General features: G+C 60.6%; 11 protein-coding genes. 6 read left to right on the forward strand and 5 right to left on the reverse strand.

Annotated elements, in window-relative coordinates; all coding sequences use genetic code 11:
- The first annotated feature begins 34 nt into the window (after positions 1-34).
- The 6 genes from atpG to glmS all read left to right on the forward strand — a co-directional run bounded on the left by atpG (position 35) and on the right by glmS (position 7050).
- Positions 35-901 (forward strand): F0F1 ATP synthase subunit gamma, encoded by an 867-nt coding sequence (atpG, locus tag JHD64_RS13685; protein WP_059285295.1) that lies wholly within the window; start codon positions 35-37, stop codon positions 899-901.
- A gap of 42 nt (positions 902-943) precedes the next feature.
- Positions 944-2338 carry a F0F1 ATP synthase subunit beta gene (atpD, locus tag JHD64_RS13690; RefSeq protein ID WP_103523577.1) on the forward strand — a complete coding sequence of 465 codons (1395 nt, stop codon included), beginning with the start codon at positions 944-946 and terminating at the stop codon, positions 2336-2338.
- A 15-nt stretch (positions 2339-2353) separates the two neighbouring features.
- A complete protein-coding gene (locus JHD64_RS13695) occupies positions 2354-2776 on the forward strand; it encodes a F0F1 ATP synthase subunit epsilon (protein WP_059285294.1) in 423 nt (140 codons plus the stop codon).
- A 93-nt stretch (positions 2777-2869) separates the two neighbouring features.
- The gene (glmU, locus tag JHD64_RS13700; RefSeq protein ID WP_199053551.1) at positions 2870-4234 is read left to right on the forward strand and encodes a bifunctional UDP-N-acetylglucosamine diphosphorylase/glucosamine-1-phosphate N-acetyltransferase GlmU; all 1365 of its coding nucleotides are present in this window, start codon (positions 2870-2872) and stop codon (positions 4232-4234) included.
- Between the two features lie 195 nt (positions 4235-4429).
- A complete protein-coding gene (locus JHD64_RS13705) occupies positions 4430-5221 on the forward strand; it encodes a DeoR/GlpR family DNA-binding transcription regulator (protein ID WP_059285292.1) in 792 nt (263 codons plus the stop codon).
- Positions 5221-7050, forward strand: a complete 1830-nt coding sequence (glmS, locus tag JHD64_RS13710; protein WP_199053552.1) for a glutamine--fructose-6-phosphate transaminase (isomerizing) — start codon at positions 5221-5223, stop codon at positions 7048-7050. The genes JHD64_RS13705 and glmS overlap by 1 nt, the downstream gene beginning before the upstream one ends.
- A gap of 192 nt (positions 7051-7242) precedes the next feature.
- Here glmS and JHD64_RS13715 read toward each other — a convergent pair whose 3' ends face one another.
- From JHD64_RS13715 to JHD64_RS13735, 5 genes are all read right to left on the reverse strand, one after another.
- The gene (locus JHD64_RS13715; protein ID WP_199053553.1) at positions 7243-7890 is read right to left on the reverse strand and encodes a peroxiredoxin-like family protein; all 648 of its coding nucleotides are present in this window, start codon (positions 7888-7890) and stop codon (positions 7243-7245) included.
- 153 nt (positions 7891-8043) lie between these two features.
- Complete coding sequence (locus JHD64_RS13720) at positions 8044-8583, reverse strand: carboxymuconolactone decarboxylase family protein (protein WP_199053554.1); 540 nt, start codon at positions 8581-8583, stop codon at positions 8044-8046.
- A gap of 133 nt (positions 8584-8716) precedes the next feature.
- Positions 8717-9610, reverse strand: a complete 894-nt coding sequence (locus JHD64_RS13725) for a LysR family transcriptional regulator (protein WP_199053555.1) — start codon at positions 9608-9610, stop codon at positions 8717-8719.
- Positions 9611-9730: 120 nt separating this feature from the next.
- Positions 9731-11347 (reverse strand): methyl-accepting chemotaxis protein, encoded by a 1617-nt coding sequence (locus tag JHD64_RS13730; RefSeq protein ID WP_199053556.1) that lies wholly within the window; start codon positions 11345-11347, stop codon positions 9731-9733.
- 341 nt (positions 11348-11688) lie between these two features.
- Positions 11689-13032, reverse strand: coding sequence for an MFS transporter (locus JHD64_RS13735; protein WP_059285287.1), 1344 nt, complete (start codon positions 13030-13032; stop codon positions 11689-11691).
- Positions 13033-13182: the final 150 nt, after the last annotated feature.

Consider the following 13182-nt stretch of genomic DNA (forward strand, 5'->3'; position numbering starts at 1 on the left):
TCGACTCACGTCGTAGCTAAAGAAAGGTTCAGGAATGGCAGTCGGTAAAGAGATTCTCACCAAGATCCGAAGCGTGCAAAACACGCAGAAGATCACTCGCGCGATGCAAATGGTGTCAACCTCCAAGATGCGCAAAACGCAAGAGCGTATGCGCGCTGCCCGTCCTTATGCTGAGAAGGTGCGCACGGTTATGGCGCACCTTGCTCAGGCAAACGCGGATCTTGGTCATCCACTGCTTGCACGCCGTGACGTTGTCAAGCGCGCTGGTATCATCCTGGTTTCCTCTGACAAGGGCCTGTGTGGCGGCCTGAACGTGAACTCGTTCAAGCGCTTCTATGCCAAGGTCAAGGAACTGCAGGATCAGAACGTCGAAGTCGACGTGTGCTGCCTGGGTCAAAAGGCCCTGGCTGCCACCCAGCGTGCCCGTCTCAATGTCGTGGCTAGCGCCGTCCAGCTCGGTGATATTCCGAAGATGGACAAACTAATTGGCCCGCTTACAGTGCTGTTCAAGCAGTACGCTGAAGGCGAACTGGACGCGGTTTACATCGTCTATTCCGGTTTCATCAACACGATGAAACAGGAACCGACAATCGAACAGCTCCTGCCGTTGACTCCGCATCACATGGTGGTGGAGCACTCGCATTCGTGGGATTACCTCTACGAACCGGATGCCCCCAGCCTGATGGAGTTCTTGGTCAAGCGTTACCTGGAGTCGGTGGTGTATCAGGCTCTGGCCGAAAATATGGCTTCCGAACAGGCAGCGCGTATGGTGGCCATGAAAGCCGCAACCGACAACGCGGGTAATACGATCAAGCAGCTGCGCCTTGTGTACAACAAGGCCCGTCAAGCGGCGATTACCACTGAGCTGTCTGAGATTGTGGCCGGTGCCGCAGCGGTGTAAGCCGTACACAGACTGTAAAAGTTAAATGTTTAGGAACCGATAATGAGCCAAGGCAAAATCGTACAAATCATTGGTGCGGTGATCGACGTGGAATTCCCGCGCGACGCCATGCCGAAGGTTTATGATGCCCTGAAGCTGGTTGACGCTGACCTGACGCTCGAAGTCCAGCAGCAGCTGGGCGACGGCGTGGTCCGTACCATTGCGATGGGTAGCTCGGACGGCCTGAAGCGTGGCATGGCAGTTGCCAACACCGGCGCACCGATTTCGGTGCCGGTGGGTAGCGCCACCCTGGGTCGTATCATGGATGTACTGGGTAATCCGGTTGATGAAGCTGGTCCGGTGGCTACCGACGCACGTCGCGCCATTCACCAGTCTGCTCCGAAGTTCGACGAGCTGTCTTCCGCTACCGACCTGTTGGAAACCGGCATCAAGGTGATTGACCTGCTCTGCCCGTTTGCCAAGGGTGGTAAGGTTGGTCTGTTCGGCGGTGCCGGTGTAGGCAAGACCGTGAACATGATGGAACTGATCAACAACATCGCGAAGGCCCACTCCGGTCTGTCCGTGTTCGCTGGTGTAGGTGAGCGTACCCGTGAAGGTAACGACTTCTACCACGAAATGAAGGACTCCAACGTACTGGACAAGGTAGCGATGGTGTATGGCCAGATGAACGAGCCGCCGGGTAACCGTCTGCGCGTTGCTCTGACCGGTCTGACCATGGCCGAGCACTTCCGTGACGAGAAGGACGAATCCGGCAAGGGCCGTGACGTACTGTTGTTCGTTGACAACATCTACCGTTACACCCTGGCCGGTACCGAAGTATCCGCACTGCTGGGCCGTATGCCTTCCGCCGTGGGTTACCAGCCGACTCTGGCCGAAGAAATGGGCCGTCTGCAAGAACGTATTACCTCGACCAAGGATGGTTCCATTACCTCCATCCAGGCCGTATACGTCCCTGCGGATGACTTGACCGACCCGTCCCCGGCAACCACCTTTGCCCACTTGGACGCTACCGTGGTTCTGTCGCGTGACATCGCTGCCCTGGGTATCTACCCGGCCGTTGACCCGCTGGACTCCACCTCGCGCCAGCTGGACCCGCTGGTGGTTGGTGACGAGCACTACTCCGTAGCCCGTGGCGTGCAATCCACGCTGCAGCGCTACAAGGAACTGCGCGACATCATCGCCATTCTGGGTATGGACGAACTGTCCGAGGAAGACAAACTGGTCGTGGCACGCGCGCGTAAGATCCAGCGTTTCCTGTCCCAGCCCTTCCACGTGGCCGAAGTATTTACCGGTTCCCCGGGCAAATACGTCTCCCTGCGCGACACCATCAAGGGCTTCAAGGCGATTCTCGCTGGCGAATACGACCACCTGCCGGAACAAGCGTTCTACATGGTTGGCTCTATTGAAGAAGCCGCTGAGAAAGCCAAGACCCTTTAATTAAGGAGAGGGCTTATGTCCAAGATGCATGTGGAAGTGGTGAGCACCGAACAACTCATCTACTCTGGCGAAGCCGAGTTTCTGGTCGCTCCGGCGCTGGAAGGTGAGATCGGTGTCTATCCGCGACACGTGCCGCTCCTGACCCGTATCAAACCCGGTGTACTGCGCATGACAGTACCCGGCAGCAAGGAAGAAGTGTTGGTGGCTGTCTCCGGCGGCATGCTGGAAGTACAGCCCACCCACATCACCGTGCTGGCTGATACGGCGATCCGCGGCGAGGATCTCGACGAAGCTCGCGCCAATGAGGCCAAGCGCGCAGCAGAGGAATCTCTGCAGCACGCTACCGACGACCTGAGCACGGCAAAGGCGCATGCTGCCCTGGCAGTGGCCATTGCCCAGCTCAAGGCGCTGGATTACCTCAAGAAGCGTGTGCACTAAAAGCGCGAGAACGAATCGTGTATAGTTGCAGGCTGCCACTTTTGTGGCAGCCTTTTTCATTTCTGCATTATTTTTGACCAGTAAAGAGCTCGCATGGACAGCCTCAGTATTGTCATTCTGGCGGCAGGCAAGGGTACCCGCATGTACTCCGCCAAACCCAAGGTTTTGCATCCCATCGGCGGTGCGCCGATGCTTGCCCGCGTGATTTCCACCGCGCGCAGCCTGAACCCGGCGCGGCTGGTCGTGGTGTACGGATTTGGCGGCGAACAGGTACGCCAAGCCATCAAGGATGAAGATATTGTCTGGGCCGAGCAGGCCGAACAACTGGGTACTGGTCATGCACTGAAAATGGCGCTGCCGGCCCTGCCAAGCGAAGGCAAGACCCTGGTGCTGTATGGCGATGTGCCGTTGACCCGTAGCGAAACCCTGCAGCAGCTGATTGCCGCTGCTGGCGACGGCATGGCGGTGCTGACCGACGTACTGGATGATGCCAGCGGCTATGGCCGCATGCTGCGCGGTGCCGATGGCAAGCTCAAGGCCATTGTCGAACACAAGGACTGCACGCCGGAACAGCTGGCCATCCGTGAAATCAATACCGGCATGATGGTGCTGCCCAACCGCCATCTGGGCGACTGGCTGCATGCCTTGCGCAATGGCAATGCCCAGGGCGAATACTATCTGACCGACGTACTGGCACTGGCCGTGGCTGATGGCGTAGCGGTGGAAAGCGCCAGCGTGTCGGCCTCGTGGGAAGCCGCTGGGGTCAACAACAAGCTGCAACTGGCCGAGCTGGAGCGCATCCTGCAACAGAACCAGGCGCGTGCGCTGCTGACTGCCGGTGTCACGCTGGCCGACCCGGCCCGCATCGATATCCGTGGCCAGCTGCTGCATGGCCGTGATGTCAGCATCGACGTCAACTGCGTATTCGAAGGCGTGGTGGAACTGGGCGACAATGTCGAGATCGGTGCCAACTGCGTGCTGAAAAACGTCAAGATCGCGGCAGGCACCCGTATCGCCGCCTTCTCGCATCTGGAAGATGCCGTGGTCGGAGCAGATTGCCGCCTCGGACCGTATGCCCGTCTGCGCCCCGGTGCGGTGCTGGCCGATGAAGTGCATATCGGCAATTTTGTCGAAATCAAAAAGAGCACGGTTGGACTGGGTTCCAAGGTCAATCACCTCACCTATATCGGCGATGCCGAAATCGGCAGCAAGGTGAATGTGGGAGCCGGCTCGGTGACCTGTAATTACGACGGCGTGAACAAGTTCAAGACGGTGATTCAGGATAATGTGTTTGTCGGCTCCGGTACGCTGATGGTGGCCCCGGTCACCCTGGAAAGCGGCGCCACGGTGGGGGCGGGCTCGGTGATCAGCCGCACCGCCCCGGCCGATGCCCTGACCGTGGCACGGGCACGGCAGGTGACCATTGCCGGCTGGAAGCGACCGCAGAAAAAGAGCTGAAGCGGCTGGCCAGTACACTGCCGACACCCGGTGTGTTTCCTGTATGGAAGCCACCGGGTTTTTGCTGTCCATTATCTTTCAATGTTGTCAGTTTTCTTTCGGTTCGAAAGAAAACTGACAGTTTTGTTGTTTTGTTTCATTGCCAATGCCATTTCGCCTTGCTATCATCGGCAAACTTTCGAAACGAAACCACGCATGACCAAACGAAACACCCAGCAGCGCCGCCATGCCATTGCCACCCTGGTGCAGGAGCGTGGTGAAGTCAGTGTCGATGAACTGACCCAGCGCTTTGCCACCTCCGAAGTCACCATCCGCAAAGACCTGGCCCTGCTGGAAACCGGCGGCCTGCTGCTGCGCCGTTACGGCGGTGCCGTGGCCTTGCCCAGCGAAATGGCGGTGGAGCCGGAAGTGGGGGCGGTATCCGACCGCAAGCTGGACATCGCCCGTGCAGCGGCCGAACGCATTCGCGATCACAACCGCATCATCATCGATAGCGGCACCACCACCAGCGGCATGATTCCGCTGCTGGGCAGCAAGCGCGGCCTGGTGGTGATGACCAACTCGCTTAATGTGGCCGCTGCGCTGCGCGAACTGGAAAACGAACCCACGCTGCTGATGACCGGTGGCACCTGGGACCCGCACTCCGAATCCTTCCAGGGCCAGGTAGCCGAGCAGGTATTGCGCTCCTACGATTTCGACCAGCTGTTTGTCGGTGCCGACGGCATCGACCTGGAACGTGGCACCACCACCTTCAACGAACTGGTGGGCCTGTCGCGGGTGATGGCGGAAGTGGCGCGCGAAGTCATCGTCATGGTGGAGTCGGACAAGATCGGCCGCCGCATTCCCAATCTGGAATTGCCGTGGCACACCATTCATACCCTGATTACCGATGAGGCACTGCCAGCGGCATCCAGGGACATCATTCAGGCCAAGGGCATCACGCTGATCTGCGCGCCCGCTGGCAACGATAGTGCAAGGAGAAAATAATGTGTGGCATCGTCGGCGCCATTGCGGCGCGTAATGTGGTTCCGGTTCTGGTGGATGGCCTCAAGCGCCTGGAATACCGCGGCTATGATTCCGCCGGTATTGCCGTGCATACCGGGGATGCCATCAGCCGCGTGCGCCGTGTCGGCCGTGTGGCGGAAATGGAAGCCGCTGCCGCAGCGGAAGGGCTGCAAGGCCAGCTTGGCATCGGCCACACCCGCTGGGCCACCCACGGTGGGGTAACCGAGCACAATGCCCACCCGCACATCTCCTTCGACAAGATTGCCGTGGTGCATAACGGCATCATCGAAAACCATGAAGAACAGCGTCAGCGCCTGAAGGAGCTGGGTTATGCCTTCACCTCGCAGACCGACACCGAAGTCATCGCCCACCTGGTGCATCACTACTATCAGGGCGGCGTCAGCCTGTTTGATGCAGTCAAGCAAGCCACCCGCGAGCTGACCGGCGCTTACGCCATCGGCGTTATCGCGCTGGACCGTCCGGACGAACTGGTGTGCGCCCGCATGGGTTGCCCGCTGCTGGTGGGGCTGGGCGAGGGTGAACACTTCATCGCTTCCGACGTGTCTGCCATTCTGTCCGCCACCCGTCGCGTCATCTTCCTGGAAGAGGGCGATATCGGCCTGCTCACCCGTGACAGCGTAGTACTGCATGACAAGAACGATCAGCTGATCGAGCGCGCCGTGCATGTGTCCGACGTCTCGCTGGCCTCGCTGGAGCTGGGCCCGTACAGCCACTTCATGCAGAAGGAAATCCACGAACAACCCAAGGCCCTGTCCGACACCATCGAAGCAGTGCTGGAAAACGGCTTTGCCGCCGGCCTGTTCGGTGCGCGTGCCGCCGAACTGCTGCCGCAAGTGGAAGGGGTGAAAATCCTGGCCTGCGGTACCAGCTACTATGCCGGCCTGACCGCCAAATACTGGATCGAAAGCATCGCCGGTATCAGTTGCGATGTGGAAATCGCCAGCGAATACCGCTACCGCGATGCCTTTGCCAATCCCAAGCACCTGGTGGTCACCATCTCCCAGTCCGGCGAAACGCTGGACACCATGGAAGCGCTGAAATACGCCAAGGAACTGGGCCATACCATGGCGCTATCCATCTGCAATGTGCGTGAATCCGCCATTCCGCGTGCCAGCGAACTGGTGTTCTACACCCGCGCCGGTGCCGAAATCGGCGTGGCTTCCACCAAGGCTTTCACCACCCAGCTGGTGGGCCTGTTTGCGCTGGCGGTGACGCTGGGCAAGCTGCGTGGCCGCGTGGATGCACAAGCCGAGCACGATTATCAGGAAGCGCTGCGCCAGCTGCCGGGTTCGGTACAGCATGCGCTCAATCTGGAGCCGCAAATCAAGGCCTGGTCCGACAAGTTTGCCGCCAAGCAAAACGCCCTGTTCCTCGGCCGTGGCCTGCACTACCCGATTGCGCTGGAAGGCGCGCTCAAGCTCAAGGAAATCTCCTATATCCACGCCGAAGCCTACCCGGCCGGCGAGCTGAAACACGGCCCGCTGGCACTGGTGGATGAAAGCATGCCGGTGGTGGTGATTGCCCCCAACGACGCGCTGCTGGAAAAAGTGAAGTCCAATATGCAGGAAGTCCGTGCCCGCGGCGGCGAGCTGTTCGTATTTGCCGATCTGGACAGCCATTTCAGCGAATCCGACGGCGTGCATGTGATCCGCACCCCGCGCCATGTTGGCGTACTGTCCGCCATCGTGCACACCATTCCGGTACAGCTGCTGGCCTATCACGTCGCCCTGGCGCGTGGCACCGACGTGGACAAGCCGCGTAACCTGGCCAAGAGCGTGACGGTAGAGTAAGCAAGCCCGAGTGATGTGACTGGTGTTTGCGCACAATAAAGTTGCAGCACAGACAATAAAGTCCAGTCATTAACAATAAAGTGTGCATCACAGCCCGGCCGGGAGACTTGCCGGGCTGTTTGTTTTTGCGACGGGCTGTGCTGCCTGCCTGCTCGCCCAGGCAAGCGGCTGGCGAGAGGACTGCTGGTGGGGTTAGGCCAGTCCTTGCAGCGCCTTGATGGCTTCTGCCGGCTCCAGCCGCTGGCGATAGTCGGGATCAACAAAGGCCAGCCGGATCAGTCCAGCGCGGTCCAGCACATAGCTTGCAGGGATGGGCAAGGACCATTTGCCATCGCCGTTATGCTGCGGCAGGTCATGCCCGAACTGCTGATACAGCCGGATGATCGGTGCTGCCATCTCAAACCGGATACCCAGCGCTGCGGCCAGTTGGCCTCCCGCATCACTGAGCAGGGTAAAGCTCAGGGCATTGCTTTGGGCGGTGTCTGCGCTGTGCTCGGGTGTTTCCGGGGAAATGGCGATCAGTTGGCCTCCTGCCGCCTGTATCTCGGCCAGGGCGTCCTGATAGGCGCGCAGCTCCAGGCTGCAGTAGGGACACCAGCCACCACGATAGAAGGTGATGATGGCCGGGCCTTTGGCCAATAAGTCATAGATACGTAGCCGCTGGCCGCTGGCGTCGGACAAGGCCAGGTCCGGGAAGGGGTCGCCCGCTTTCAGCGTATGCTCGATCATGCCGCTGGCCAGCAGGCGGGCATTGTCCTGGCTGATGGTGTTGGCAATGTCTTGTCCTGCGCTGGCCCGCCAGCGCGCCTGGAAACTGTCTAGTTGTGCTGATAAGCGCATGATGACTCCCCGGGCATGGTGGTGCAGGGTGCTGCCATGCCGTGCGTAATGGTCTGTTTGCTCTCCACCGGATGAGGAGGCCGCCGCCTTGTGCGGGCCGGCTCTCCTCCATGGCCTGGCGGGTGGGCTGCCGGTCAGTCAGGCTCACCGGCTTCAGTCGTCGATGTCGATGGCAGCCGGGAAGTCGACCGGAATGTCGGTCACGCTGTGCAGGTAATTGCTGATGATCTTGTCTCCCACCACCATCAGGGTGTCGATCAGATTGGCCTTGCTGTAACCGGCAGCAAAAAAGGCGGTTCTGGCGGCCTCGCTGTCATGGCCACGAGCCACGGCGACCTGTTTGACAAAAGCGGCCAGGGCGGCGAGTTTGGGGTCGAAATCAATATTGGCACGACGAATCTGGATGATCTGTTCGTCGGTGAAGCCGTGCATCTTGCCCAGGGCGGTATGGGCGGCCAGGCAGTAGCGGCAGTGGTTGACCTGGCTGACCACCAGATTGATGACCTCCCGTTCGCGCCCGCTGAGCGAGGATTTGGCATTTTGCAGGGCCAGATAGGTGGCCAGTGCGGTATCGGAGTGGGCAAAGGTGGCATACAGATTGGGCACAAAGCCCAGGGCCTTTTGCAGGCTGTCGAAAATGGCCTGATTGGCCGGTGCGACTTGTTCGCGCTCGGGAACATTGATGGTGGTCATGCTGTTTTCCTCAGGGTTGAATGTGCCCCACGGCGGGGATGGGGCCATTCTGTCCCGGAGCAGACATGCCGATAAGACGGCGGCTCCGACTATCAGCTATTCCTGCGAGGAATGAAGCGGGTCGTCACCCGCATCAGGCCCGCGCTGCAGCCAGTTCGGCGGCCACGAAATCGACAAAGGCCCGCGCCTTGCTGCTGGCCAGGCGGCCATTCGGGAAAACCGCCCAGAGCTCCACTGGCGGCAGCTGCCAGTCGGGCAGCACCGGCTCGACGGCACCGCTGGCCAGTTCTGGCGCGAACATCCAGGCCGAAGCGATGGCCAGCCCCATATCGGCCAGCACGGCGGCACGCACGCCCTCTGCGGCCGAGACCCGCACCCGGCCATGCACCGCCACCGATGCCTCACTACTGCCCTGGCGGAAGGTCCACGTGGCATTGCGCTGACCTTGCAGATAGACGATCACCTGATGGGACAGCAAGTCTGCCGGGCTGTCTGGCCGGCCTGCGCCTGCCAGATAGCCGGGCGTTGCCACCACCAGGCGCGGTGACTGGCTGATCTTGCGTGCGGTCATGGTGGAGTCGCCCAGGCTGCCCATGCGCAGCGAAACATCGATGCCTTCTTCAATCAGGTCAACATTACGATCATCCAGAATGACATCCACTTCCAGCGCGGGATGGGCAGCCAGAAAGCGGGGCAGGGCGGGAAGAACATGCAGCCGGGCAAAGCTGACCGCGGCAGAGACACGCAGGCGGCCAGACAGGCTGCCGGCCGCGCCCCGTGCCGCCAGTTCGGCAGCATCCGCTTCCTGGATGGCCAGCCTGGCCCGCTCAAAAAAATGCAGTCCGGCTTCCGTGGGGCTCAGGCCGCGCGTCGAGCGGGTCAACAGGCGTACGCCCAGGTGTTCTTCCAGCTGGGCCACTATTTTGGATACGGCGGGTTGCCCCACACTCAGGCGTCGTGCTGCCGCAGAAAACGACCCGGCCTCTACGACGCAGACAAAGGTTTCCATGGCGGCGAATCTGTCCACAGCGTATTTCCCCATTCATTGGCCAGCACCGAGTATGGCGCAAGCACTCTGCAGCACGCCATGGCCAGCGTGTGCCTGAGCGCAACAATCGGGCGTCGGCCGTGGCTGCCACCCGGCCTGTCAGCGCGCCAGCCGGAAGCGTTGCAGTTCTCTGGTCAATTCGGCGGACAGGTTGTCCAGCGATTGCGATGTCCGGGCTACCGCGGCAGTGGCCTGCAGATTGTCCGAAGCCATATTCCCCACCTCGGCAATGCTTTGCGCGATGGTGCTGCTGTCCTGCATCTGGCGCGACAGGGTGGTGGCCAGCTGGTCTAGCCGGCCAAGCGACTGCTCGGCGCCTTCCCGTAACTGGTTCAGCGGCTGCACCATTCCCTCGATCAGCTCGACACCGCGGCGCATTTCTTGCTGGCCCAGATCGATTTGCTGGATGGCAACACTGGTTTGTTTGTCGATGGCATCAATCACATCATCAATTTCGGTGGTGGCCTTGGAGGTGCGGTCCGCCAGCTTTCTCACTTCGTCGGCCACAATGGCGAATCCCCGGCCAGCTTCGCCGGCTCTGGCTGCTTCAATGGCGGCATTCAGGGCCAGCAGATTGGTTTGGTCGGCGATTTCCTTCACGGTGGTCAGCAGTGCGCGTACCGAGATGGCGCGTTCGCGCAGGGTATCGACCGCATTGGCGGATTTGGAAATGGTGGCGGCAATGCCGGTCACTTCATTGGACGCGGTGTTGATCAGCTCGCAGCCCTGCGAGGCCAGATCGCGTGCGGCCTCGGCCTGCTGCCGGCTGCTGCCGGCGGTCAGCGCGATGTCCTTTGCCTCGTGGGCAAAGCTGGCGGTGGTGCGTGTCACCTGGGCCACTGCCTCGTGCTGCGCCTTTGAGCTGGCTTGTACATGTTCTACCGGCAGGCTCATCTGCTCTGCCGCCTGGCGCATGCTGTGTGCCGAGGCATGAATGGAGCCGATCAGCTTGGACAGCGCGCTTTGCATGGTGATCAGGGCGCGTGCCAGCACGGCAGTCTCGTCCTTGCCTTGCACATGCAGCTGATGATCCAGATCGCCGGTGGCCACCCGGCTGGCAAAGGCCACCGCCTCGGACAGGGGCAGGGTGATGCTGCGTGTCACCACCCAGGCCAGCAACACGCTCAGCACCATGGCCGCCACCGTCATGGACATGACCATCAGGCGGGCATTGGCCTCGGATTGCACCAGGGCATGCTGGCCATCTTTCATGGCCTGCTGTTCCTTGGCCAGCAGTGTATCCACCGCCCCCAGCAGCGCTTTCAGCGCCGGCTGGGTATGGCTGAGAAAATGCTGGTGTGCCGATGCCGGGCCATCCAGTTCGATTTGTTCCACCGTGTCCTGAAAGGCGTGCCGGTAGGCTGAGGACAGCGCGCTTATCTGGTCCAGTGCCTCCTTGTTGCCGCCATCCGGACTGGCCTTGCGCAAATTCTCCAGCGCCTTGGCCGCGGCGGCATTGATTTCATCCATGTTTTTGTACAGGGGAATCCGCGCATCCCGTTCACCGGTCACCAGCAGCTGCAACAGGGGGAGCGCCGCGGCTTGTGCATCGCTTTTCAATTCATTGGCCAGGGCCACGCGCGAGGACTGATCCTCCACTATCGTGGCCGTGATGTTTTTTTGCTGGGTCATCTGGTGCAGGGCAAAGGCGGCCACCAGAATCAAGGTCAGTAGCAACATGCCAAAAGCCAGAATCAAACGGCTGCCGATGCTCATGCATCTGATTGCATTCACAGATTTTTCTCCCAAAACATAGTTGCTACCCGATATCGGCTTGTTTTCCATCATTCAGTCACGCTGCATGATGGGAGAATAACCGCTGTGCCGTGCTGCTGGCGAATACTCTATACGGGTGGGCGCTGGCCTGAACGGGCTGCAGCCCCCGGTGGCGGGCCGGGTGTCATGTGGTGCAGCTTGTGCGGGCAGGCTGCAGGCGGTTTGCCTGAACATTTCCGGGCGATGATCTGATTTGAAGAATGGCTGAGGTCGCAAAAAAGCACCGTGTCCCCTGTTTGGGGAGACGGTGCCGTGCTGAGCGCTAACGCCATCAGGGCGCGCTATCCTGCTTGTTGTCCTTTGATTTCGGCATCGATTTGCGAATGGGCCGCGGTATCGCGCATGAACCAGCAAACCAGCAAGGAGCAGGCGATCACCGCCGTGGCATACCAGTAGAAGCCGCTTTCCAGGTGGATGGACTTGAACCACAAGGCGAGGTATTCGGCGGTGCCGCCAAATACCGATACGGCAAAGGCGTAGGGAACGCCCACCCCGGTGGCGCGAATGGTGGCGGGAAACAGCTCGGCCTTCACCAGGGCATTGATCGAGGTATAGCCGGAGACGATGATCCAGGCGCAGGCGATCAGGCCAAAGGCTTCCCAGGGGCCGCTGGCATGGCGGATGGCGGTGAGCAGCGGCACGGTGAACAGGGTGCCGAGCAGGGCAAAGCCGATCAGCAGCGGTTTGCGGCCAATGCGGTCGGACAGCGCGCCATACAGCGGTTGCAGGCACATGGCGAACAGCAGCGAGGCGGCAGATACCGCTGTGGTTTGCATATCAGTCAGGCCCACCGACAGGCGCAGGAATTTCTGCATATAGGTGGTGTAGACATAGAAGGCCAGCGTGCCGCCCATGGTCAGGCCCACCACCAGCAGAACCTCTTTGGGGTGCTGGGCCAGTTGGCGCAGCCCGCCCATTGCCTTGGCTGATTTGCGCGCCGTTTCAAACGACTGGGTTTCCGGCATGTTGTGGCGCATGCGCAGGGCCAGGATGGCCAGCCCGGCACCGATGACAAAGGGAATGCGCCAGCCCCAGGCGCGCAGTTCTTCGGCGCTGAGCAGGAATTTCTGCAAGACCAGCAGCAGGATCAGTGCCAGCAGCTGGCCGCCAATCAGGGTGACGTACTGAAAGCTGCTGTAGAAACCACGGTGTCTGGACGCAGCCATTTCCGACAGATAGGTGGCACTGGCACCGTATTCGCCGCCCAGGCTCAGGCCCTGCAGCAGGCGCGCCAATAGCAGGATGCAGGGCGACAGGATGCCGACCGAGGCATAGGTGGGGGCGCAGGCAATCAGCAGGGAGCCAAAGCACATCAGCAGCACCGAGGCCATCAGCGCGGTCTTGCGCCCCATGCGGTCGCCAATATGGCCAAACAAAATGCCGCCGATGGGGCGGATGAAAAAGCCGAGGGCAAAAATGCCGGCGGTGGACATCAGCTGGGCAGTGGGATCCTGGGCAGGGAAGAAGCTATTGGCAAAATACAGGGCGAAGGCGGAATAGCAGTAAAAATCAAACCATTCGACCAGATTGCCGGCGGAACCGACAAAGATGGCGCGCAAGCGTTTGGCGGAAATGCGTTCGCCGGTCTGGCCGTCGCTGGCCGGCCTGGTGGAAGCGGTGCTCATTGATGGTCTCCTTTTGTTGTGCGGGGGCGGGCAGGTCTCCCCCGTTTTTGCCCTTTTACTATGGCAGCCATGGGGCGGGCGGGCATCCGCAACTTCGTCGCGCCCCTCTCCGTAAAACTACGGAGAAGTGTTCCAAAGCGTGGGGGCAGC

This window comes from Aquitalea sp. ASV15 (assembly GCF_016429115.1).
Classification (GTDB): Bacteria; Pseudomonadota; Gammaproteobacteria; order Burkholderiales; family Chromobacteriaceae; genus Aquitalea; species Aquitalea magnusonii.